Here is a 23128-nt window from a genome sequence, read left to right on the forward strand (position 1 = left end):
TTATTATAGTCAGCCCCGTTTGACTGCTATTTTAAAAAATATTATATGTATGGATGACTTGTATTACTGGATGGCCCTCCACCTGATCCCGGGGGTTGGAGGTGTCACCTACCGGCAGCTTATCAAGGTTTTTGGCGCACCTGAAGAAGTATTCAAGGCCAAAGAAACTGAGCTTACGGCCATAAAAGGAATTCGGTCGGCGACCATAGAGGCTATACGCAAATTTGCCTCCAAAGAACGCGCCGCACAGGAACTAAAATTACTACGTAAGTATGGGGTAAAGATACTCACCTTTCAGGATGAGGCCTATCCTCAAAATCTGGCAAATATCTATGACGCGCCGGCCCTGCTTTACATTAAGGGGAATTTGAGTGAGGCCGATACCTTTAGCGTGGCAGTGGTCGGATCACGCCATGCCACCTATTATGGACAGAAGGCAGCGGAAGGGCTCTGCCGCTCTCTGGCCGGCCATGGCCTGACCATCGTGAGCGGTATGGCGCGCGGCATCGACACGGCTGCCCATCTGGGCGCCCTCTGGGGCAAAGGCCGAACCATAGCGGTACTGGGTTCAGGACTGGACATCGTCTATCCCGAGGAAAACAAGGACCTATATCACCGTATAACTGAAAACGGGGCGGTTATATCCGAATATCCCCTGGGCACGCCCCCTGAACCTAAAAATTTTCCGATACGTAACCGGATTATCAGCGGCCTGGCCTTGGGTACGGTTATCGTGGAGGCCACCGGGAAAAGCGGCTCTTTAATCACCGCCAACTTAGCCCTTGAGCAGGGGCGCGAGGTATTTGCCGTGCCCGGGAGCATAAACTCGCTCCGGAGCAGTGGAACACACAAGCTCATTAAGCAGGGGGCAAAATTAGTTGAATCTGCCGAGGACATAGTAGAAGAACTGCGCCCCCTGAAAAAATTCTCCCCAGAGCCGGCATTACAGGGCGAAAAAACTACAAATTGCCCACCGGTCTGTATCCCTCAGGATATTTTGCCTGAAGAAAGGGATATTCTGGCGCTGGTGGAAGAATATCCTCAACATATTGACGAATTAGTCCGAAGAGGAGACTTAGTTGTGCAAAAAGTAAGCGGCATACTTCTTAATTTAGAATTAAAGGGCCTGGTTCAGCAGTTACCCGGAAAACTATTTGTCAGAAAATAACAGGGGATAATATGTCCAAGTCGCTTCTCATCGTAGAATCGCCGACCAAGGCCAAAACGCTACAAAAATACATAGGGAAGAAGTTCACGGTAAAGGCCTCGGTAGGTCATATTAAAGACCTCCCGAAAAACAGCCTGGGCGTGGATATTAAGGATAACTTTCAGCCTGAGTATAAGGTAATAAAGGGCAAGGCAAAGATCATCCAGGAATTAAAAAAAGCGGCCCAGGAGGCAACGGACATCTACCTTGGCCCTGATCCGGACCGTGAAGGTGAGGCCATAGCCTGGCATATCCAAGATGAATTAAAGTCCACCGGCAAGACCTTCCATCGCGTGCTCTTCAATGAATTTACGCCCAAAGCTATTGCCGGGGCGCTGGCAACGCCCGCCTCTCTTGATATACACAAGTTTGAATCCCAGCAGGCCAGGAGGATACTGGACCGCCTGGTCGGTTACCAGATTTCCCCCCTCCTCTGGAAAAAAGTGCAAAAGGGCCTCTCGGCCGGCCGCGTGCAGTCCGTAGCAGTGCGCATTGTCTGTGAACGGGAGCGGGAGATTCAGGCCTTTGTGCCTGAAGAATACTGGTCTATTACCGCCGGATTAGAGGGTAAAGAGCCCCCTTCCTTCGAGGCTAGGCTGGTCGCCATTGACCAGAAAAAAATAAAGATCAATGACCAGGCCCAGGCCGAAAACATACTGAAAGACTTGGAGGGACATGCCTACCGGGTTGCAAACGTGGAGCGTAAGGAGAAAAAACGTCATCCCAACCCGCCTTTCATAACCAGTACCATGCAGCAGGAGGCTTACCGCAAGCTGCGTTTTTCCGCTAAAAAGACCATGCTCCTGGCCCAGCAACTCTATGAAGGAATAGACTTGGGTGAGGAGGGACCGGTCGGTCTCATTACCTATATGCGTACTGACTCTACGCGCCTTAGCGCCGAGGCCGTGACGGCCGTCAGAGAGGCAATAAAACAGACCTTTGGCCCGGAATATCTTCCTGCCAGGCCAAATGTCTATAAAAGCCGTAAAAGCGCTCAAGAGGCCCATGAGGCCATACGGCCGGCTGACCCATCGCTTCTTACACCGGAAAAGGTAAAAGACTTCCTCTCTAAAGACCATTTCCTATTATATGACCTGATCTGGAAGAGATTCACGGCCAGCCAGATGTCCTCAGCCGTTATGGATCAGACCATGGTAGATATAGAGGCCGGTTCTTACGGATTCCGTGCCACCGGAAGCATAATGAAATTTCTTGGATTTATGGCCCTCTATGTAGAAGGACTGGATGAAAACGGAGAAGTGGGCGAGGTAACCCTCCCCAAACTTGCAGCCGGAGAGGCATTAAAACTCCTGAACCTGACCCCCAAACAACACTTCACCCAGCCGCCGCCGCGTTTTACTGAGGCCACCCTCATAAAGACCCTGGAGGAGAGCGGCATCGGCCGGCCAAGTACTTATGCCACCATCCTTTCACATATCCAGGCCCGGAAATACGCCAGCCTTGAAAAAGGATGTTTCAGACCTACAGAGTTGGGCTTTCTGGTCACCGACCTCCTGGTCAATCACTTTCCGGATATACTTAATGTGAAGTTTACCGCCCGGATGGAAGATGAACTGGATAAGATCGAAGAGGCCCGGGCCAACTGGGCGGACACCCTGCGCCACTTCTACGGTCCCTTTAAGGAGCGGCTGGACCAGGCTGAGAGCAATATGGTTTCGCTGAAGGGGCAAGGGCTGCCCACGGATGTGACCTGCGATAAATGTGGAAATCCCATGGTAATTAAGACCGGCAAAAGCGGCCCCTTCCTGGCCTGCTCTAACTACCCGGCATGTAGAAACACCAAGGATTTTAATCGCGATCGAAATGGAAAGATCGAGATACAAAAAGAGGACGAAAAGTCATACGGGACCTGTGAAAAGTGCGGACGGCCCATGGTGCAGAAACGTGGCCGGTTTGGGGCGTTCCTGGCCTGTTCCGGTTATCCGGATTGTAAAAACACACGGCCTCTGGGTACCGGAATAAAGTGCCCTGAACCGGACTGTGACGGAGAGATCATTCAAAAACGTACGAAAAAGGGGCGGGGTTTCTATGGCTGCAGCAAGTATCCAAAATGTCAGTTTGCCACCTGGGAACAGCCCGTAGCCGAAGAATGCCCCAGATGCAAAGCCCCTTTCCTGCTCCTCAAAACTGACAAGAACGGCACCAAGCAGGTCCGCTGTCCGCAAAAAGAATGCGATTATAAAGAAAAACGGGGTTAGTTTCCGATCAATTTGTAAAAAATCATTTCACCGCTTAGTATTCACTATCCATTGTCATTTGAGTTATGAGCTGGGAGTTACGGGTTCTTTAACCCGGACAGTGGAACTCATAACGCATCACTCATGACTTAATCTATCAATTACTGACTTCCGACTCTTGACTATCGACTATAATACAAGTACAGGATACAGATAACAATGGCAATGCCGTGCTACCTCCAGACGGGTCAGGCCCGGTGCTACGATGCGGCCGGCCGTGAGATCCCCTGCGCCGGGAGCGGCCAGGATGCCGAATTTAAAAAAGGCACGCCATGGCCGGAGGGGCGTTTTGCGGTCAAGGCGGAGGTTGTTCTGGATCGCCTGACCGGGCTAATATGGAGTCGCAATGCCGATTCGGCCGGGTTTCCATTGCCGTGGGGGGAGGCCCTGGACTTTGTAGCGGCTATGAACGGCGAGCGTGCCTTGGGGTTTACGGACTGGCGGCTGCCCAACCGGCGGGAGCTGCGCAGCCTCCTGAGCCACCAGACCAGGAAACCTGCCCTGTCCGATGGCCACCCTTTTACCAATGTCTTTCCCGGCTGGTACTGGACTTCCACAAGCGCGGCCATTAACCATGCCTATGCCTGGTATGTGCACATGGAAGGGGGCCGCATGTTTTACGGCCGGAAAGATGAATATCACCTCCTCTGGCCGGTGCGGGGAGAAAGTAGTGTTCTGCCGGTTACAGGGCAGAGGCGTTGTTTTGATGCAGAGGGTCGGGAGGTCGGTTGCGGCGGCCAGGAGATGCCTGCGGCCTTTCGTGGGCAGGATGGGGAGATAGAATCCGGCTGTCCCTGGCCTGTGCCCCGCTTCGACGTTCAGGGTGAAACGGCTATAGACCGCCTCACCGGGCTCAGATGGATGCGGAAGGCGGATCTGGCCGGACGCGGAGTGGCCTGGCCGGATGCCTTCAAGGCGGTAGAGTCGTTAAACCGGGTTGGCCTGGGCGGGAGCAGCCAATGGCGTCTGCCGAATATAAACGAACTGGAATCGCTTGTGGATTGTTCGGCGCACAGCCCGGCCCTTCCTTCCGGTCATCCTTTTGGAGAGGTACAGGAGGTGTACTGGTCATCCACGACCAGTGTATTCGAGCCGGACTGGGCTTGGGCGCTTTATTTGCATAAAGGGGCGGTAGGGGTAGGCCGGAAGGAGGTGGGACATTTTCATGTCTGGCCGGTATGCGACCTGCCATAGGCGGCACAAATTTTTGCAGCCTCGCGCCGCAATACATCCCAAGAAGTCCCAAAAACCATTCCAAATATATTTCTCTTTCCAAAACCAGGCCGCATAAAAATTTTCACACAGTCGAAGGATTTCTGTCCACAAGTTGTTTATACATATAAACTGAGTGAAAAAGGAGGTAGTCTATAGAGGTAGTCTATAATGGAGACGACTCCAGTGTTGACATACCCTGGACTAAGCGTTGGACCCTTGGTAAAAAGCGCTACGACCACGTGGAATATGGGTGCCGCATTCCTGGCGGGAATCATACTCTACCAGGCGCTTGAGCAGAAACGGATAAGGGTGTAAGCTGCAGCGGAGATGGGTAAGGCTCTCGAATACAGCGACAAGTCGGATGAGGAGTTGATGGCGCTGATAGCGCGAAGGGATTATAACGCCGTTGCCACGATGGTTTCTCGTCACCAACGCGGTCTACTCAACCTTTTCTATCGCTACACCAACGATCGGTTGCTGGCTGAGGACCTGACTCAGGAGGTTTTCCTGCGGGTGTACAAATCGGCGCCGCTATATGAGTCGCGATCACTCTTTAAGGTTTGGCTCTACCGCATTGCCAAAAACGTTTGTTTGAACGAGCTTAAGGCCCTGCGGGTACTGGAGAAGTTAGCGGAACAGAAGGCGGAACCCGAATCTCCACAGGAGAAGGCGATCCAGGCGGAAAGGGAGACCCGCGTCAGGCAGGCTATAGAGAGGCTCCCGGAAAGACAGAGATTGGCCCTTATCCTGTGCCGCTTTCAGGGGCTTTCCCAGGAGGAGGCAGCCGAGGTGATGGAGACGACCTCCGAGGCAATTGAAAGTCTGCTGACCAGGGCGAAGGCAAGATTGAGGTCGGCTCTGGCTGACCTGCAATAGTAATGTACAGGAGAAGATGATGGAATGCAAAAAGGCAAGAACAATGATTGAGGCACGCAGGAAAGACAAAGAACTTGTTGCACACCTGGAGGTCTGCGCCGATTGCCGGGGAGAGCGTGCCCTCTGGAACCTGTTAGGTGAGGCCCAGGGGCTTGAGCCAGGGCTTGAATTTACTGAGCAGGTGCTGGAGAAGTTGAAGGAGGAAGAGCGGCGCACATCCTGGGGGCATATCAAGGATAGGTTGGGCAGAGGTTTTATCTGGAGCGGAACCCTGGATGAATTCTCGGATTTTCCTCCGGACTCCTTCGGGGCATTTCTCTTTGGTTCGAGGAGGGCCTGAGTATGATTTCGGTAGAAGGATTTCTTGTTGGGATAATTTTCGGGGCGGCCGCCGCCTGCGGCACCATATACGGGGTCAAAAAATGGTGTAGGCGGGAGATACGCGGCTATCTCGACCTGATAAACCTCACCGCGGATCAAAGACACAAGGTTGAAAAGATACGCGAGGGTTTTCTGCCACGCGTAGCTGGAATCCGGCAGGAGCTGCGCCGCCGCAGGATGCATCTGGCCGATTTGCTTTTCTCCACTCCATTAGATCACGAAGAAATCAGGGCTGCAGTGGAAGAGATATCAGGCCTCCAGCTCAAACTAGAGCAGGAGGTCATCGAGCATATTATCGAGGAAAATGAAATTCTTACCTTGGAGCAACAGAGCCGGTTTCATGGGGTGATCATTGAGCAGTTCCGGGGCGGCGGCCTGGGCATCCACGATGTGCCGGGACGGCGATAAGAGCCATCTTCTATTGAGAGGTATGAAACCAGATATGTTCGCATAGAGCCATTCAGTGACAGGAAACCCGACTCAATTCCTTAAAGGAGCACGAACATGACATCCCTCAGAAATATCTTCCTGGCCTTCTTCAAAATAGGCACCTTTTCCTTCGGCGGCGTCTATTCCATGATTGCGTTTTTCGAGCGCGAATTGGTCGAACGGCGGAAGTGGATTACCCATGATGAGTTCATAGAAAGCTTTGCTCTCGGCTCGATGACCCCTGGCCCCCCCATCGTCAACACGGGTATCTGTATCGGTTACAAGCTGCACAGGCTTCCCGGGGTACTGGTAGCTACCCTGGGACAGGCCTTTACCGGCACGGTATTGGCCATTATACTGGCGGCCTTCTACCTCCAGGCAAAAGACAATCCCTTGCTCCAGTCGGTAATGAAAGGCGTGGCTGCAGCGGTGGTCGGACTCCTGGGGTCTATCATCTATAAGATGGCAAAGAAGCTGGTCACCGGCTATAAGAGCGTGGCGTTGGCAGTTGGCGCCTTTGGCGCGTTGGCCATTTTTAAGCTTAACCCCATCGGCATTATTCTGGCGGCTGGTGTTCTTGGCCTGATTCTCAATTGGAGGCGCTAAAATGGAAATACTGAAGCTTGCTGCTATCTTGTTTGTGATAAACGGCCTGACTATCGGCGGTGGATATGCCATGGTGCCGTTGCTTCAAAAAGAGCTGGTAGAGAATCACCATTGGCTGACGAACAAGGAATTCATCGACGCCATCGCCATTGGCCAGGTTACACCGGGGCCGCTTACGGTCATGAACGCCTTCATGGGTTTTAAGGTCGGGGGCCTGCTTGGGGCGATCATAGCCATGGTGGCCAGCTACCTGCCGAGCATCATCATTGTCACTCTGGTAACGAGACACTACCTCCAGTACAAAGAGTCATGGATCGTCAAGGGCTCGTTCGCAGGGATCAAGCCAGCGATAGTGGGGCTCCTGGCGGCTGTACTCATCTTTCTGGGAAAGAGTTCCCTTACGAGCGTACCCTTGGGCGCTGTTGCGGCCGTGAGTTTCGGTCTTATCACTTTTACCAAGATCGATCCGACCTTCATTATCATCAGTTCCGGCATCCTGGGGGCTTTTCTGTTCTAGGAGTGGTGGCACGATACGTTGTGTCGCAATTTCACAACGTATTTCAATCATAGAGATTGCCATGCTCCCTTTGGCCGCTCGCCATGCATGTTCAATAAAAAAAGCCGCCCGCCTGAGGCGGGCGGCTTTTTCGTGTTCCTAGACGGGACAGTTTACGGGGTCAGGATGATGCGGAACATAGCGGCCGTTTCCTTGTCCATGGCCCGCGTAGTCTTCGTCTGTCCGGCTACCGGTTCATCTGTGTACATCGAACCCTCGGTGCTCTTGCAGTGGTTGATATCGAGCATGAGCCGGCACTTGGGGTTCCATATCCAGCGGAGGCCGCCGGTTATGGAGTAACCCTGGCTGCTTCCTTGCAGCATGGCGTTTGAGCCAGTAAATAGCTCGTTAGAAGTGGTGTGGAAGGCATACCTGGCCAGAAGCTCCCAGGCACCCCAGGTCCCTTCCTTCAGACTGAAGTTCTTCTTCGGCTTGGGCTGTCTCCAGGAGAAGAAGACGTCCTCAATCTGCTTCTCCTCTCCGGTCAGGAAGTGGCTTATCCATACCTGGTGGACGTCGGAGTGGTAGCGGTCCGGGAATCTCCTTAAGACTCCGCCAGCAGACGAATAAGCTGTAAGGTCTTCCCACTGCACGCGGTTAAACTCGTAGCTGAACGCGGTCGGCCCGCAAAGCCAGTGGAGTTCGCCGCCGTAGCGTATACGCTTATCAAGCTCATAGTATTGTGAGGTTGTTGACGTTGGTGATATTGTTGTTAACCACCGAAACCACCGGGACTCGTAGTTTTCCGTCCGGTTGGTGGCCTCACCCCTTACCGTCTTGATGGACTGGATGCCGTCTTGATAGCTTCCGGCCAGATGCAACCCCTTCAGGTAGGAATGTCCTGAATCCTTGAAGGGTATAAGGAGAAGTCGCGCCACATAGTCCTTGTTGTTGTCATAGTCGCCCTGGTTTACATCTACGTCCACACCGGTGCCGGTGAAGGCGGCCAGAGTGGCCTGGATCTTATTGCCCAGGAAGTTTTTCTGGACCCGGATGCCCCGATCAAAGAACGGGCTGACGGGCGTACCGGTGGCATACTCCACAAAGTTTACGTGGGCCTCTTCGGTCAGCCAGTCGGCCCCGCCGGAAGGTATCTTGAACTGCCCGATCTGGAAGCTGAGATCCGGACTGGGCTTAAACATCCAGTAGGCATTCCGGAGGTAAGGGCTATCGGCCATCTCGATCTGGAGGCGGAAGATGTGCTCCAGATCGCCCCGGTAGTGGTAACCACGCATGTCGTAACGGGCGCGGCGTATATCAAAACCGCTGGCGCTGCGGCCGGACTCAAACTGCCGGTAGTCGAAGTGGAGGACGCCCCCCAGTTGCAGCCTGAACTGCTTGTCCGGGGTCTCGATATTAAAGCCGTCCCTCCAGTAGGAGATAGCCCGGGTCTTCTTATCCTCTTTTAGCTGGGCCTCTTCTTTTTGTATCTGGGTGGTTACCTTCTCTGCCTCTTCCAGCTTCTTTTCCAAAGCCCTTAATCTCTCCTGAAGGCCCTTCATCTCATCCAACTGTTTCTTTATGGCCTTCATTTCCTCCAACAAATTCTGGTTGGTCTCAGCCATGGCCGGCACGTGCCAGGCCAGAAAGACCACCAATACTATAAAAATAAAAAATACCCTCCTCATCTATCGCCTCCCTTTTCATAAAATTAAGTTTTCAAAAGTTACTTCGGAACTAAGCCTATACTCCAGTCATCCCCCCCTTCTTTTAGTTAGCTTTCTGCCAAGCCGGTAAAAGTTAGGCTTCCACCGGCCAAAATGAATCTCGACTCACAATTGTTTTTGCAATAAATATGCCTATATTATTTTTAACAACAGAGCCCGAAGAGAATAACATTAAGAATCATTAAGTAGGACAGATGTCCCACTTGTCCTCCGGATGGGGTTTCCAGATAAACCCTATCTAACCCTTGTTATTAAATAAATTATCTGCGTTACCGGTGGTTACTTTCTGAGGGGTTATTTAAAATGTCTTGGAATCGACGTTTGTTCCCCGCATCAGACGATGGAGATACTGCCTTTTCAGCCCTAATTCCTTTGCTGCGCGGGAGCCAGGGATACCCGGCCCGGCATCGAGATATCTGTCACTTGCGGGGTGTCACCTGTCCGATGGCAATTGCGTCAATGGACTCCTTGTTGGTCAGCCAATGGTGATTCTGCACCGGTTGTTTCTGCAGCAGGGGTACCATGGCATATCCACCACCGGGATTAAGCTTGATAAATTCGCAGGATATGCATAAGATGACAGCTATAACACTAGATAAGGGGCCGGTTATCAGAGCTAAGAAGTTTCTCATTATTGCCGTAGGCGTTTTCATTCTTGTTTCCGGCATCATCGGTTATCTGGGCTATAGCGCCAATCAGGAGATTGAAAAGACCGTAACGGATCAATTCAATCGGCAACAGCTACTCCTGGCACGCAAGATAGCCCATGACATCAATAACCACTTTAATTTTCTCGATACCATCTTACGGCGCGTCAATCAGTTCTGGCAGCGGGGTGGGAGGAACATAGAGACAATAGAGGAAGATATCACCTCGTTCTTTCCGCTGCTCAGGGGCTGGGATGTCCTGGCGATTGTGCATTTCGGCCGGGACGAAAAGTTCCCTGTGGTTTTTACCGAGCAGGGATTTACCGGCGCGGAGGGATTAGGAATCTATTATGACGATTACCGGCGATGGGGCAGTCGGCCGGAATACAGAGACAGCATAATAATCGGCCGGACCTTTCGGGCGGAAAAAGGTATTTTTAAGGACAGATGGCTGATGCTAATGGCCACGCCCACCTGGAAACGTGCCGCCGGGCAAAAGGGCGTTCCGGCCTGGAGGTTTGAGGGCCTGACTTTTATTGTCGTTGATCCTATAGGGATCGCGCAGCGCTATACCCGGGGCGTCCGTTCGGGTGCGACAGGCTACGGATGGGTAGTTGATGACCGGGGGATTTTTCTGGCGCACTACGAGCAGACCTTTGTTGGCGAGGATTCCTTTACCGTCAGACAAAAGAAGAACCCGGATATCTCCTATGCGAGGATAAACAGGATCGTGCGAGAGTATCTGCTCAAAGGCAAGGAAGGAACGGATTGGTATATCTCCGGATGGCACCGCGGGGTAACCGGTGAGATGAAAAAATTATTTGCCTATAGCCCTGTTTTCCTATCCAAAGAGGATCGGGGCAATCTATGGTCGGTGGGGGTGACCGCCCCCGTGACCGAGGTCTATGGAATCATAGAGTCGGCCATCATAAGACAATGGCTGATTGCAGGCATCTTTCAATTGATAGTATTTTCCTGCCTGGGTGTGGCCATTTATCTTTCCCTGCGCTGGTCACGGATTCTGGCTGCGGAGGTTGACGCCAAGACTGCTGACTTGAGGCTTTCTGAGGCGGAGGTGCGGCAGGAGAGGGATAAGGTCAAAGAGAGTATGCAAAAACTCATTGAGATGCAGGAGAGGCTTGTCCGTTCGGAGCGTTTTGCGGCCATAGGAGAGGCGGCTGCTTACCTTTCGCACGAGATAAAAAATCCTTTGATGCTTATTGGTGGATTCGCCGGCCAGGTAGAGAAATCCCTTTCAGACGATGATGCCAACCGGGAAAAATTAGGGATAATACAGGCCGAGACCAGACGTCTGGAGTTGATGTTGGCGGAGGTCAGAGACTTTACGCGTCCGGCCAGGCCGCAAAAGGAACTGAAAAACATCAATGGAGTCATTGAAGACACGTTAGCCCTTATGGAGAACAAAATGATTGATAAGGGCATTGAGTATGAAAAAGCCTTGGATGACCGCCTGCCGGACGTACTCTTTGATCCTCAGCAGGTCAAGCAGGTATTGATTAACCTCATCAAGAATGCCATTGAGGCTATGCCGGAGGGTGGTAAACTGGTTGTCTCGTCCGGGCGTGAAGGCGGGCAGGTTAAGGTTGCAGTCCTGGATAGCGGTATGGGTATGCCCCATGAGGTGGCTAAGAAGATATTTGATCCGTTTTTTACGACCAAGAAAAAGGGAACCGGGCTGGGACTCGCTGTTTCTCGCAAGATCATGGAAGACCATGAGGGTGAAATCTCTGTTCAGAGCGAAGAAGGAAAGTGGACCAAGATTACTATTGCCTTGCCGATTAAACCGGTTAATATGGAAGCACGCTGATATCCGTAGCTTGAGCGCAGGCGATTACTGCGGGTTGGAATAGCCGGCTTTAGTAATAAGGGTTATATACCGATCCCTATTTAAAAAGTGTATCATGAAATTTTTTGGTTCTAAAAAATCTGAGCAGATGCCGCATGAGGCAGAAATAGAGGATCTGCGCCTGGCCATCGATAAGGCGCACATGCCTGCCGAGGTGCAGGAAGTTGCCCTCCATGAGTTGAAAAAACTGTCCAAAATGGGACAGATGACCGCCGAATATGGCATCATACTGAACTACCTGGAGTATCTGATCTCCCTGCCGTGGGATAAGACAACTGAAGACAATTTAGACCTTGCCCGTGCCGAAACAATACTTCACCAGGATCACTATGGACTTGAAGATATAAAAGCCAGGATTCTTGAGTACCTCGCCGTCCGGTCATTGCGATCTAAGATTAAATACCGCATCATGGTGGCCGACGAAGACGAGAACGTCCGTAGAAATTTGCAGGATATGCTCGAAAAGGAAGGCTACACTGTGGTTACTGCTACCGATGGAACGGGGGCCCTCCGGTTAATCGAGTCTTCTGAGTTTGATTTAATATTGGCTGACTTAAAGTTGAAAGGTCTCGACGGCCTGGCGTTTCTGGAAAAGGCCAAGGCTACCTGGCCGGAAACCGAATTCATTATGATGTCCCGGTATGCTATTCTCGACTCTGCTGTAGAGGCCATAAAAAAAAGCGCCTTTCATTACCTGTCCAAACCCTTTAACACGTCGGAATTACAAGAAACCGTTAAGAACGCCCTGCAAAGAAAGATGTGCGTCCAGGATACAAAAAGCCCCATTCTTTGTTTTATGGGACCGCCGGGAACCGGAAAGACTTCCCTCGGCAGGTCGGTGGCACATGCCCTGGGACGCAAATTTGTCCGGATTTCCTTGGCCGGCATGAAGGATGAGGCTGAAATCAGAGGCCACCGCCGCACCTATGCCGGAGCAATGCCCGGCCGAATTATCCACGAAATTCGCCGCGCCGGGTATAAAAACCCCGTGCTTATGCTGGATGAAATAGACAAGATAGGTCAGGATTTCAGGGGCGATCCGGCATCTGCTCTCCTTGAAGTACTCGATCCCGAGCAGAATGATAAGTTTACAGATTATTATCTGGATGTCCCTTTCGATCTTTCAAAAGTCATGTTCATCACCACGGCCAACACCGCTGATGGTATCCCCGGGGCGCTTCGTGACCGCCTGGAGATAGTGAAACTTTCCGGTTACACGGAAGAGGAGAAAAAAAATATTGCCACGCGATATATTATCCCGCGTCAGATCAGGGAAACCGGCCTAACGGCCTATCCGCCGGAGTTTACAGATGCGGCTCTATATAAAATTATTCGTGAATATACAAGGGAAGCAGGGGTACGTGACTTAGAGAGACAAATTGGCTCTATTTGCCGAAAGATGGCGCGGGCGATTATTGCAGGGCCAGGACATAATATGTCTCGGCGAACTATATTCCCGGATTCCATTGAGAAGTACCTTGGGCCGCGCAAGTACCTGTTCGAGGCCACAGAGGCCAAGAACCGCGTTGGCGTAACGACCGGACTGGTCTGGACGGAGGCCGGTGGCGATATCATCTTTGTCGAAGCTACCAAGATGAAAGGTCGTAAGAAGCTTATTATGACCGGCTCGCTTGGCGAAATTATGCAGGAGTCCGCCCAGGCGGCTCTCAGTTATATACGGTCCAATGCCTGTATTTTTAATATCGCAGAGAATTTCTTTGACTTCCAGGACATCCATATCCATGTTCCATCGGCCGCTGCACCTAAGGAAGGGCCGTCGGCCGGGATCACTATAGCCCTGGCCCTGATCTCCGCACTCACTGAAAGACCGGCCAGGCGTGACGTGGCCATGACCGGAGAGTTGACCCTGACCGGACGGGTCTTACCCGTGGGGGCCATCAAAGAGAAGATACTGGCTGCGCGGAGGGCCGGGGTAAAAGTGGTCATTCTGCCCCAAAAGAACAAAGTAGACGTGGATACGCTACCGGCTGACGCAAAAGATGGGATTAGGATTGTCTTTGTTGACAACCTTACAGAAATTGTAGACATAGTCCTGGAGTAGGTTCAGTTGCCGGTCGCCGGACGATTATAGTGAATGTCAGTAGTCAGTAGTCCTTTGTCACTGGAAAAAGATGCCAATACAGCCTCTATTTAGTTAGTTGGATTCCATTTGGACTTTGAGCTTTGGCATTTGTCATTCTTCTGACTCCTTACTTCCGTCTTCCCCCTCCTGCCCCCTGTATTCTATAACTTGTCTCCTTTTAGTTTCACCTGTCACCTGGTATTTTCAAAAAACCTGCCGTAAGTTTCCCGCGCAGGGTTTCTTATTAACATAAATCGAATTATTACAGTTAGTTATACTTATGTCCATAACCGGACAAATCTGGCACGAATCTTGTTATTAATATAAACAAAGGCTGGTTATTTGAGCATTGCGAACCCGGCGGGAGATAAACCCTGTCAAAAATATCAACTAACAGAGGAGGATGCCATGAAAGGATTAATTAGAAGATTTGAGCAGTGGATGGTGGCGATTACTTTTGCTGAGGTCGGAGAATTCGATACGGCAAGGGAGATCATGAATGAACCAGATCAACCTATGGACGTTCCTAGAAAGAGGCGGACAGATACCCCTTATATCCAGGCACAGCCGGGACGGTAATGGAGTTTAAAGCACACCCAATGGCTAACTGCTTCGCCTTGGGCGGTTTTCCGATTAGCCGGTTTCAGGGATAGACCGGCTAATCGGGTAAGGATTAAAGTTAAAACGGGGAAGATCGGTTTTGATCTGCTGAACAGCCATATCCAGTGTCGGCGCAGACGTTAACTTTAAGAAGGCGTACCGGACGGTTGATTTGCCTCTTTCCTTAATCTGATGTTCTCTTTTTGTAACCGGCGATACCTCATAACCCTTTCTATTGTGAGCAGGATATGCTCCTTGCGGAAGGGCTTGGTTATATAGTCAAAGGCGCCATTTTTCATCGCCTCAACTGCCGATTCAATGGTTCCATAAGCGGTGATAACGACAAACGGTATCTCCAGCCCGCTCTTTTGAGCCTCTTCGATGATCTCCATCCCATCCTTTTCAGGCATGCGCAGGTCTGTGATTACCAAGTCGAAATCCCCCCCGGCAATTAATCCGGGAACCTCCAGAGGATTACTTGTGGTTGTTACGTTATAATCGGTTTTGTCAGTGATAATGACCTCAAGCAGTTTAAGCATATCAGGTTCATCATCCACAATCAGAATTTTCTCGGCCATGATGTCTTTTCCTCCAACTATTGAGTTCTCCTATCTATCAAAGGAGCACAAGAAAGCAGGCAAAGACACGATAAAGGTCGTCCCTTTCTTGTCACCTGCCTCCTCCGCAGTCTTTGTTATGAAGTTAATCGTTCCTCCGTACCCGTTGACTATATTGTAGGAAACCGTGAGTCCCAGACCAGTCCCTTCCCCAGTCCTTTTGGTAGTAAAAAATGGATCAAATATCTTTGTCCTGGACTCCGGCGGGATACCACAGCCGGTATCAGAAAAACATATCCGGACCAAATTATTATCCGTATCAAAGGCAGTAGAAACAGCCAGATCTCCCCCACCCGGCATAGCCCCTATGGCATTGTTTATCAGGTTGAGGAAGACCTGCTGAACCTGTGTGGGATCCGCCTTGACTTTAGGCAGATCAGGAACCAGGTCCAAGTTAACCTTGATTTTTTTCATCAGAAGTGTGTTCCCAACTACCTTAATGATATTTCCCAGCTCCTGGTTAATATCCGTAAGATCCTCGGCATACTCGGAGGCGCGGCTAAAACTCAAAAGCTGCGATACGATCCTTTCGCATACCTGTGCCTGGTGGATTATCCTTTTTAACATATCATGCCGCTCGTCTCCGGGAGGACATTTTTCCAACAGGACTTCGGAGAACCCCATGATAATAGCGATCGGATTGTTTATTTCATGAGCCACTCCGGCAGCCAGTAGCCCCAGTGATGCGAGCTTCTCGGTGTTGGCCATCTGACCGGCCATCTTGTTTTGTTCGGTAACATCGCGCGAGATGCCAAGCAGGGCCCTTACCACCCCAGTTGTGTCCTTTATAGGGATTAAGTGGGTGCTAAACCAGTATTCTTTCCCGCCGATCTCAGCCCGATGTTCGAGGTCCTGGGGTTCCCCAGCGTCAAATATCCTATGGATGGTCGCCAGGTTTAATTTATCGCAAACGCACATTTTGAGAAAATTCCGCCCTTCAATGGACCCGGGCGGGACACCGGACAGATTACCAGAAAGAAGGTTTATGGCATAACGGTTGATGGAAATGATATTTCCATCCCTGTCCAGGGAATAGATCATGTCCTCAGCATTCTCTACTAACGATCGATAACGTTCTTCAGATCTTCTCAGGCTCCGTGTTTTTTCCTCTACTTCCTCGGAAAGCTTCTTTTCCCAGCGCCGCTCGTACATAAAAGCGGTCAGCCCTACCATAATGATGGATAGGACAATCACTCCATGCATAACATGTAGCCGCGTCAGATCCTTCTTAATGACCTCTTCTACTTCACTTATCGGGGCGACAACAGCCACCGACCAGGAAGGCCGCGACCCGGGATGACCGACAATTACCGGTGTGTAGGCGATCAGCTTTTCTATAGGACCTTTGGTCTCCCGATGCCAGCCGGAAATATACCAACTGGTTCCCTCCCGGCCCGCGAGCATCCTTTCCTTTTGAATGCGATGGATGCGGACAAAGGATATTTTAGGCGCTTTTTTCGGGCGTACCTCAAATGCGTTTGCACCCATGAACTCTGCCAGTGGATGATATAAGAAGACCCCGCGGTCATCGATCACCCATGCATAGCCGGTCTCTCCTGAACGGATATCCATTACAATCCTTTTTACGAAGGTCGTAATATCCAGGGTAACCTCTGTTATCCCGACGAAATTCCCCGTGGGCACCGGATGCGCTTCATCGATCGACTCCTGATAGGTGGGTATGCCCATGGTGAGAAGCAACCTTCCCGGATAGCGCTCCTCGTCCCGAAAGGCATCGCTGACGAAGACCTTGTCCTTATTGTCTGTTGCCGAAGCAAGCTCAAGCGTATCTCTTAGACCTGCCCTGTGACTAACATCCAAAATGAAGTGTTTCCCATGGTTATCGACGGAATACTCCTTCTTTCCATCCTGATCGATGCGGGAGATCAAGAGGACACCGCTTTGCTTCAGAACAGACATGGTTATCTCTATCCGTCTCGCCCATGCCACGGGGTCAAGATACTGGAGGGAAGGGGAATAGTTTAACACCCGCAGCTCGTCGCAAATAAGTTCAAGGTTATTCTGTAGTTGCCGCGCTGCGTACCGGGCAAGGAGGAGTTGCTGTTGATTGAATTGCTCCACCGCGATCTTTCGCGTCTGCTTCTCCAAAAAGATGCTCAAAAAAAGCGCCCCGCCGAGTAATAAAACCATGGCCGCATAGACAGCAATGGCTATACTCTTCCCTCTATAGGGGGAGGTGGTTTTTTGGGTAGTCGTCATAGGCTTAACTTGCGATTATCTATGCAGTTCAATTTGAAAACCAAGGCGATGTGTGGTAAAAGGTGACAGACTTAAGCAAATTATTAATTACTTAAATTTCTTTATTAGTCAAGGAGATATTGGTGCTGGAGTTATGAAACACTGCAAACGAAAAAGAGTCGCCCACTTTGAAGAAATCTGTCGTGCCTTAATTGATGGGACAGAAGACCTGATCTATATTCTGGATCGCAAGGGCCGCTATACCTTTATCAATCCATGGATGGCCCGATTCCTTTCCATGGACGTCGAACAGATTATCGGCCACTCCCTTTTATCATTCATGCCGGAGGTGGATGCCCAGGAACAGATCAGGTTAATCGACCAGATATACGCCGGCACAAAGAGTGTCAAAACGGAATTTACTATCCGGAAAGGAGACGGCGCCTTCTTGTTCAGCGCCAACCTGGTACCCATCAGAGATGAAAAAGGAGATGTATGCGGCGTCCTGGGCATTGCCAGAGACATCACCGAGACCCGTAATTTTGAAAAACAACTGATAACCACCGAAAAACTCGCCTCGCTGGGCACGCTGGCCGCGGGAGTGGCTCACCAGATAAATAACCCCCTGTCGATTATCTTGGGCTTTTGTGATCTCTTGCTCGAAAAGACAGATCCGGAGAGTCTAATTCATCGGGACCTTCGGACTATTGAACGTCACGGGCTGTACTGTAAGAAGGTGGTGGAAAATCTTCTCGGCTTCGCACGCATTGCGGAAGGAGACGAGGTGTCGGCAGATGTCAACCATGCCCTGGAGATGATCCTGGGTATAATAGACCATACCCTGCTCATCCACGGCATTACTGTGGAGAGAGACCTCGCCCCTTCTCTTCCCCTGATCTGTGGAGACACCAAACAGCTTCAACAGGTTTTTCTGAGTCTGATCACCAATGCTGTTGAGGCTATGAAGAACGGGGGGGCGCTTGGCATCTCGACCGGGATGGACGGGTCTTCTTACGTCTTTATCCGTATTTCGGACACCGGGGATGGCATAGACGAAAACTGCCTGGATAAGATATTTGATCCCTTTTTCACCACTAAACCGGAAGGCGAAGGGACGGGATTGGGCCTTTCTGTAAGCTATGGAATTATACAAAAGTACGGCGGGACTATTTCCTGTGAAAGCAAAACAAGCAAGCCATCGGGGACTAACTTTACCATAAAGTTGCCTATATTCAGAAGGAGCACAAGATGTCAGAACGGATATTGATCGTGGATGATGAGTCCGATATGCTGGAACTTCTCCGAAGGATTGTAGAGAAAAACACCGCCTATGAAGTCTTGACCTGCTCTAATCCGCTGGCCGTTATGGACTTACTGAAGGAGAACCCGTGTGCACTAGTCATTTCAGACCTTAAGATGCCGGGGATGGATGGCATTAGTACCCTCGAACAAGTCAAACAATTAGATGAAAGCACAGCGGTCATTATCATGACCGCTTTCGGTACGATCGAGACTGCAATTGACGCCATGCGCAAAGGTGCCTTTGACTATATCACCAAACCTTTCCGCAAGGAGAAGATTCTCGTCACCATTGACAAGGCCCTCGAATGGCACCGACTACGTACTGAAAACGAGCGCCTAAAGCAGAAACTCGAAGAAACTATGCAATATGGGACGATCATTGGATCGAGTCCGATTATGAAGCAGATTTATGAAAAAATCAACCAGGTTGCCAAGACATCCGCGACAGTCTTGATTACCGGGGAAAGTGGTTGTGGGAAAGAATTAGTGGCGAGAGCCATCCATGCCCAGAGCCTCCGTAGTAATTATAAAATTGTCCCTGTAAGCTGCTCCGCCCTCCCTGAGTCTTTGATTGAAAGTGAGCTTTTTGGACATCTGAAGGGGTCCTTTACCGGTGCGATAAGGGAACACAAGGGCCTGATCGAAGAAGCCGAAAACGGTACACTATTCCTGGACGAAATTGGTGACTTAAGTCTGCTTATCCAGGTCAAACTCCTTCGTGTTATCCAGGAAGGAGAATTCAAAAAGGTCGGTGATAGCAAGATCACTAAGGCCAACGTCCGCATCATATCGGCCACCCACCGGAACCTTCTAAAAATGATCAAGGAGAGAACCTTCCGGGAAGACCTCTATTACCGTCTTAATGTCATCCATATTCACCTGCCTGCGCTACGCGACCGCAAGGAAGACATCCCTATCCTCGCCCACTATTTCCTGGCTAAATACAGCAGCCTCAATAACAAGGACATCAAGGGCTTCTCTCCGGGGGCGCTTGCCGCTTTAAAGTCAGATGACTGGCCCGGCAATATCAGACAACTGGAAAATGTGATCGAAAGGGCTGTGATACTCTGTTCAGGCAACCGGCTCGACACGGAAAATCTGTTTTCCGCCGATTCCGTCTCAGGGCTGCAAGAAACCACAGACGCGGTTCTTACCCTTCCATACAAGGATGCCCGGGAAAGATCGATCGAAGAATTTAATCGCCGCTATATTTCCTACGTCCTGGCCCGGCATTCGGGCAACGTATCCCGGGCTGCCATGGAATCCGGATTAAAACGGCAGTACCTGCACCGCCTTATGAGAGACTACGGCATCCATTCGGCCGGTTTTAAGGCCGCGCAAGAATAATAACTATCCGAGACTATCTCCTTCCTTTTTTGGGTACCCCGTCCATTTTTTATATCAACTGTCACCTGAATGTTTCACTTAAATCCTTAACTCCACCTCGGTAAGGATACTACCGATTGTTTATTATCACGCTATAACAACAAGATAAGAAAAATGTATCTTGGTTTTGTCATGATGGCACAGGTGTTGAATATGGAAGCGGGCAGATGGGAAAGGGACTACCAGATGGTTGAAAAACGTATGCGGGAGATTATGTCGGAAGATTTTTTGACTACTGCTAAATCTCAGACTCTCCCGGAAGCGATTAAAATGCTTTGTAGCGCCCGCGGGAAGCGTGTTGTGCCCGGGGCCGTTGTTGTTTTTGACCAGAATCAATCTTTCTGGGGGCTGCTTACCCTGGAATGTGTTCTTGAAAGCGTACGCCCGTCTTTTATGAAAAGTTCAAACCAGCGGGGTGTGGTAACGTGGAACGGTATTTTGCTGGAGTCATGCCAGAAACTGGCCGGGCTTAAAGTAGAAGATGTGGCAGATAAGGAAGTCCCCCGGCTTGAACCTGAGGACAGATTGATTAAGGTTATCCACCTGTTTCTCAAAACCAACCGCCGGGAATTACCCGTATTAGAGGACGATACCGTAGTGGGCCTGGTGGATGTGAGCAGGATAATCCAGGAGATTAATGAGCTGATTACCAAATTTTGTCAGGGGAGATGATCTCACTTTGATCCCACGGATACTTATCGCCGACAGACAGACGGAGATTCTGGAACTCTTTACAAGGATACTGGAGGGAGACAGTTCTGTCTCATGTTACACAAGTGACGACAATGAGGATTTGGTTCGTCAAATCCGGGAGGTATCCTTTGCCATCATGCTGCTTGATGTCCAGATGGTTCTCTACAATAACTTTGCACTCCTGAGAACGATACGGGAGATATCTCCGGCAACAACGATCTTGATCATGGGATATCTGGAGGAGCTGGAAGCCATGAAGAAGGGGGTCAATTGCGGGGCCTCCGGGTATATTATCAAGCCGGTCATGGCTAGGGACCTCCGCAAGGAGGTAGGGAAATGCCTCCTCTCTCCCACGCCAAGAAGGGCAGAACCACCGGCAGGGCAGGTTAGCACGTAAAATTTCACTATTATTTAAAAGGAGGTAGGGACTTATGGTCAGAATAAGATTTCTCTAAATATGGAGGGCATAACCATACCAAAGAAGTTCTGTTATTTTTATGATGATTCTCAATCTCTCGAAGCAAGGAGGTTTTCTGAATGAAACTATTCAAAACAATTTATCAGGCGTTAGTTATGGCATCCGCCGCGCACGCCAGATGGGACTATGAAGCATCTATGTCCATCCTGAAAAACAGGAAAAAGTTACTGATATTAATTGCTCTCTCGCTGCCGATCCTGGCCGTAATGGTGACCTCGGCGGCAGACCTTCCGCACATCCTGGGCGGCAAGAAGGCCTATGCCCCGGCCACCTATACGACTACTATTTTTCTGTCCTCGATAGCCATCGGCCTCATCGCCGGACTGATTACGGGTTGCATCGGCGCAGGAGGCGGCTTTGTTATCGCCCCGGCCCTGATGAGCGCCGGTATCAAGGGTATCACGGCGGTGGGTACGGACCTCTTCCACATCTTTGCCAAGGCCATCATGGGGACGGCCGTACACAAGAAACTCGGCAACGTCTCCACCGGGCTGGCCGTGGCCTTTGTCTTTGGCTCTATCTTTGGCGTCCTGGGCGGCGGAGTTATCAACCGGGCCCTCTATAACATGAACCCCCTTATCAGTGATACCTTCATCAGTATTATCTATGCCGTGCTGTTAGGCTTCCTGGGTATCTATGCCATGCTGGACTTTGTGAAAGCCAGCAAGAAAGGCGACGAGGGTGGGGCCCACGGCGGTGGCCCGGTTGGCGAGTTGACCGGTCTGCCTGTAAGGATGCAATCCATAAAGATCCCGCCCATGATCGCCTTTGACGAGGATGTAGTCCCGGGCGGAAGAAAACTATCTTTTTGGATAGTCGCCATTATGGGGTCCTTTGTCGGTTTGGTGGCGGCCATCATGGGTGTCGGCGGCGGCTTTCTGACCTTTCCGATATTTGTCTACATGCTCGGTGTGTCTTCATTTACCACGGTGGGTACTGATATTCTTCAGATCATCATGACCGCCGGCTTTGCCTCTATCTCGCAATATGCCATCTATGGCTTTGTCTTCTACACCCTGGCCATGGGGATGCTCCTCGGCTCCCTTATCGGCATCCAGGTCGGGGCGTTGACGACCAAGGTGGTGCGCGGCATCTATATCCGGGCCTTTTATGCCATGGCCGTGTTGGCCGGTTTCTTCAACCGGCTCTTTGCCCTTCCGAAGAAATTCAACGAATTAGGATGGATCGATATAGCCAAATCGACCGCCAGTATGTTCGACACCATCGGCATCATCCTGTTCTTTATAGTGGTGACGACCTTCGGCGTGTTTGTCTTTGGCAAATTCTTCGGAAACCTTAAAGAACTGAGAGGGGAGGGATAAACCATGTTGGTAAAAAACACAAAGGCATTCAACCTGGGGCTGCTCTTGTTAGTCTCTTTTGCCATAGTATTTTACGTTATCATGTTTGTACCCTGTTTTAAGGGAAAGACTACCATTATCTATGCGGATGACATGTTCAACTCCCTGGCCAAGGGATCGACTTACTTTATCCCGAAGTACATGGAGAGTACACAGAAATTCGTCGGCAGACCGCTGGAGATGACCATAAAGCTCAAGAATGCGGCCGAGGCCGAAAAAGCGGCCATACTTTTTAGTAAAAACGGCTCGAATGCCGTGGTAGCAGAAGATAAGGTCACTCTAAGCGGCGGAGACTTTGGCAAGACGCTGCTGGTCGCGGAGAACGACGCAGACCTTATGTTTAATGACCGGGGGGCGGAGGTGGCCGCCAAATACGGTTACGATGAGAAGGAGGTCATGTATATCTGGCATTCGGCCTTAAAGTCCCTAATCAAGGAGCTGGAAAAACAGGAGCGCTTTGAAGGCTCGATCTTTCTCGGCGATGTTTTGACCAAGGTCATAGAACCCGGCTACAATTTTTACGGTATAAAGCCGGAGAAGGTCAAGGACCATATCGGCCTGCTGGTGGGATTTCTGGGCTTCTATGTCATCTATACCCTGTGGTTTGGTTATTCCATCTATGAATTGTTTAATGGAATAGGCCTGACCATGACCAAATCCAAGGCCAAGAAGGAATAAAAAACCTAAGACAGGAGGTAAA

21 protein-coding genes are annotated in these 23128 nt (G+C 50.6%); 17 read left to right on the forward strand and 4 right to left on the reverse strand.

What is annotated here, in order from left to right; translation table 11 throughout:
* The first annotated feature begins 49 nt into the window (after positions 1-49).
* The 8 genes from dprA to PHT49_09110 all read left to right on the forward strand — a co-directional run bounded on the left by dprA (position 50) and on the right by PHT49_09110 (position 7489).
* Positions 50-1168: a DNA-processing protein DprA gene (gene dprA / locus PHT49_09075; GenBank protein ID MDD5452028.1), complete on the forward strand. Its 1119-nt coding sequence runs from the start codon at positions 50-52 to the stop codon at positions 1166-1168.
* 11 nt (positions 1169-1179) lie between these two features.
* Positions 1180-3426 (forward strand): type I DNA topoisomerase, encoded by a 2247-nt coding sequence (gene topA / locus PHT49_09080; protein MDD5452029.1) that lies wholly within the window; start codon positions 1180-1182, stop codon positions 3424-3426.
* Positions 3427-3624: 198 nt separating this feature from the next.
* On the forward strand, positions 3625-4659 hold the full coding sequence (locus PHT49_09085) for a DUF1566 domain-containing protein (protein MDD5452030.1): 1035 nt from the start codon (positions 3625-3627) through the stop codon (positions 4657-4659).
* Between the two features lie 348 nt (positions 4660-5007).
* Positions 5008-5556 (forward strand): sigma-70 family RNA polymerase sigma factor, encoded by a 549-nt coding sequence (locus tag PHT49_09090; GenBank protein ID MDD5452031.1) that lies wholly within the window; start codon positions 5008-5010, stop codon positions 5554-5556.
* 16 nt (positions 5557-5572) lie between these two features.
* Entirely contained in the window at positions 5573-5896 is a 324-nt protein-coding gene (locus tag PHT49_09095) for a hypothetical protein (protein ID MDD5452032.1), read from the forward strand.
* 2 nt (positions 5897-5898) lie between these two features.
* On the forward strand, positions 5899-6345 hold the full coding sequence (locus PHT49_09100; protein MDD5452033.1) for a periplasmic heavy metal sensor: 447 nt from the start codon (positions 5899-5901) through the stop codon (positions 6343-6345).
* A gap of 96 nt (positions 6346-6441) precedes the next feature.
* Positions 6442-6972: a chromate transporter gene (locus PHT49_09105; protein MDD5452034.1), complete on the forward strand. Its 531-nt coding sequence runs from the start codon at positions 6442-6444 to the stop codon at positions 6970-6972.
* 1 nt (position 6973) lies between these two features.
* A complete protein-coding gene (locus tag PHT49_09110; protein ID MDD5452035.1) occupies positions 6974-7489 on the forward strand; it encodes a chromate transporter in 516 nt (171 codons plus the stop codon).
* A gap of 152 nt (positions 7490-7641) precedes the next feature.
* On the opposite strand, the gene PHT49_09115 is transcribed toward PHT49_09110, so the two are convergent.
* Together PHT49_09115 and PHT49_09120 are read right to left on the reverse strand one after the other, a co-directional pair.
* On the reverse strand, positions 7642-9156 hold the full coding sequence (locus PHT49_09115; GenBank protein ID MDD5452036.1) for a porin: 1515 nt from the start codon (positions 9154-9156) through the stop codon (positions 7642-7644).
* A 458-nt stretch (positions 9157-9614) separates the two neighbouring features.
* Positions 9615-9827: a chromate transporter gene (locus PHT49_09120; GenBank protein MDD5452037.1), complete on the reverse strand. Its 213-nt coding sequence runs from the start codon at positions 9825-9827 to the stop codon at positions 9615-9617.
* On the opposite strand from PHT49_09120, the gene PHT49_09125 reads away from it, so the two are divergent.
* The 3 genes from PHT49_09125 to PHT49_09135 all read left to right on the forward strand — a co-directional run bounded on the left by PHT49_09125 (position 9763) and on the right by PHT49_09135 (position 14371).
* Entirely contained in the window at positions 9763-11670 is a 1908-nt protein-coding gene (locus tag PHT49_09125) for an ATP-binding protein (GenBank protein MDD5452038.1), read from the forward strand. The two genes, PHT49_09120 and PHT49_09125, sit on opposite strands and share 65 nt — an antisense overlap.
* A gap of 94 nt (positions 11671-11764) precedes the next feature.
* Positions 11765-13771 (forward strand): endopeptidase La, encoded by a 2007-nt coding sequence (lon, locus tag PHT49_09130; protein ID MDD5452039.1) that lies wholly within the window; start codon positions 11765-11767, stop codon positions 13769-13771.
* A gap of 429 nt (positions 13772-14200) precedes the next feature.
* The gene (locus PHT49_09135; GenBank protein ID MDD5452040.1) at positions 14201-14371 is read left to right on the forward strand and encodes a hypothetical protein; all 171 of its coding nucleotides are present in this window, start codon (positions 14201-14203) and stop codon (positions 14369-14371) included.
* A gap of 167 nt (positions 14372-14538) precedes the next feature.
* Here the strand turns inward: PHT49_09135 and PHT49_09140 are convergent, their stop codons facing one another.
* On the reverse strand, positions 14539-14970 hold the full coding sequence (locus tag PHT49_09140) for a response regulator (GenBank protein ID MDD5452041.1): 432 nt from the start codon (positions 14968-14970) through the stop codon (positions 14539-14541).
* A gap of 30 nt (positions 14971-15000) precedes the next feature.
* A complete protein-coding gene (locus tag PHT49_09145) occupies positions 15001-17229 on the reverse strand; it encodes an ATP-binding protein (GenBank protein ID MDD5452042.1) in 2229 nt (742 codons plus the stop codon).
* Between the two features lie 133 nt (positions 17230-17362).
* Between PHT49_09145 and PHT49_09150 the strand changes: the two genes are divergently transcribed.
* The 6 genes from PHT49_09150 to PHT49_09175 all read left to right on the forward strand — a co-directional run bounded on the left by PHT49_09150 (position 17363) and on the right by PHT49_09175 (position 23106).
* Positions 17363-18475 carry an ATP-binding protein gene (locus PHT49_09150; GenBank protein MDD5452043.1) on the forward strand — a complete coding sequence of 371 codons (1113 nt, stop codon included), beginning with the start codon at positions 17363-17365 and terminating at the stop codon, positions 18473-18475.
* Positions 18457-19857, forward strand: a complete 1401-nt coding sequence (locus PHT49_09155) for a sigma-54 dependent transcriptional regulator (protein ID MDD5452044.1) — start codon at positions 18457-18459, stop codon at positions 19855-19857. Before PHT49_09150 ends, PHT49_09155 begins: the two co-directional genes overlap by 19 nt.
* A 153-nt stretch (positions 19858-20010) precedes the next feature.
* Positions 20011-20568, forward strand: coding sequence for a CBS domain-containing protein (locus PHT49_09160; GenBank protein MDD5452045.1), 558 nt, complete (start codon positions 20011-20013; stop codon positions 20566-20568).
* A gap of 7 nt (positions 20569-20575) precedes the next feature.
* On the forward strand, positions 20576-20986 hold the full coding sequence (locus PHT49_09165; protein MDD5452046.1) for a response regulator: 411 nt from the start codon (positions 20576-20578) through the stop codon (positions 20984-20986).
* Positions 20987-21126: 140 nt separating this feature from the next.
* Positions 21127-22389 (forward strand): sulfite exporter TauE/SafE family protein, encoded by a 1263-nt coding sequence (locus PHT49_09170; protein MDD5452047.1) that lies wholly within the window; start codon positions 21127-21129, stop codon positions 22387-22389.
* 3 nt (positions 22390-22392) lie between these two features.
* Positions 22393-23106 (forward strand): hypothetical protein, encoded by a 714-nt coding sequence (locus PHT49_09175; GenBank protein MDD5452048.1) that lies wholly within the window; start codon positions 22393-22395, stop codon positions 23104-23106.
* Positions 23107-23128: the final 22 nt, after the last annotated feature.

The sequence above is a fragment of the Desulfovibrionales bacterium genome (assembly GCA_028715605.1).
Classification (GTDB): Bacteria; Desulfobacterota; QYQD01; order QYQD01; family QYQD01; genus QYQD01.

Bases quoted from the DNA above. Each gene is read 5' to 3' on its own strand.
- dprA (MDD5452028.1), top strand. From the start codon at position 50: ATGGATGACTTGTATTACTGGATGGCCCTCCACCTGATCCCGGGGGTT.
- topA (MDD5452029.1), top strand. From the start codon at position 1,180: ATGTCCAAGTCGCTTCTCATCGTAGAATCGCCGACCAAGGCCAAAACG.
- PHT49_09085 (MDD5452030.1), top strand. From the start codon at position 3,625: ATGGCAATGCCGTGCTACCTCCAGACGGGTCAGGCCCGGTGCTACGAT.
- PHT49_09090 (MDD5452031.1), top strand. From the start codon at position 5,008: ATGGGTAAGGCTCTCGAATACAGCGACAAGTCGGATGAGGAGTTGATG.
- PHT49_09095 (MDD5452032.1), top strand. From the start codon at position 5,573: ATGATGGAATGCAAAAAGGCAAGAACAATGATTGAGGCACGCAGGAAA.
- PHT49_09100 (MDD5452033.1), top strand. From the start codon at position 5,899: ATGATTTCGGTAGAAGGATTTCTTGTTGGGATAATTTTCGGGGCGGCC.
- PHT49_09105 (MDD5452034.1), top strand. From the start codon at position 6,442: ATGACATCCCTCAGAAATATCTTCCTGGCCTTCTTCAAAATAGGCACC.
- PHT49_09110 (MDD5452035.1), top strand. From the start codon at position 6,974: ATGGAAATACTGAAGCTTGCTGCTATCTTGTTTGTGATAAACGGCCTG.
- PHT49_09115 (MDD5452036.1), bottom strand. From the start codon at position 9,156: ATGAGGAGGGTATTTTTTATTTTTATAGTATTGGTGGTCTTTCTGGCC.
- PHT49_09125 (MDD5452038.1), top strand. From the start codon at position 9,763: ATGCATAAGATGACAGCTATAACACTAGATAAGGGGCCGGTTATCAGA.
- PHT49_09120 (MDD5452037.1), bottom strand. From the start codon at position 9,827: ATGAGAAACTTCTTAGCTCTGATAACCGGCCCCTTATCTAGTGTTATA.
- lon (MDD5452039.1), top strand. From the start codon at position 11,765: ATGAAATTTTTTGGTTCTAAAAAATCTGAGCAGATGCCGCATGAGGCA.
- PHT49_09135 (MDD5452040.1), top strand. From the start codon at position 14,201: ATGAAAGGATTAATTAGAAGATTTGAGCAGTGGATGGTGGCGATTACT.
- PHT49_09140 (MDD5452041.1), bottom strand. From the start codon at position 14,970: ATGGCCGAGAAAATTCTGATTGTGGATGATGAACCTGATATGCTTAAA.
- PHT49_09145 (MDD5452042.1), bottom strand. From the start codon at position 17,229: ATGACGACTACCCAAAAAACCACCTCCCCCTATAGAGGGAAGAGTATA.
- PHT49_09150 (MDD5452043.1), top strand. From the start codon at position 17,363: ATGAAACACTGCAAACGAAAAAGAGTCGCCCACTTTGAAGAAATCTGT.
- PHT49_09155 (MDD5452044.1), top strand. From the start codon at position 18,457: ATGTCAGAACGGATATTGATCGTGGATGATGAGTCCGATATGCTGGAA.
- PHT49_09160 (MDD5452045.1), top strand. From the start codon at position 20,011: ATGTATCTTGGTTTTGTCATGATGGCACAGGTGTTGAATATGGAAGCG.
- PHT49_09170 (MDD5452047.1), top strand. From the start codon at position 21,127: ATGAAACTATTCAAAACAATTTATCAGGCGTTAGTTATGGCATCCGCC.
- PHT49_09175 (MDD5452048.1), top strand. From the start codon at position 22,393: ATGTTGGTAAAAAACACAAAGGCATTCAACCTGGGGCTGCTCTTGTTA.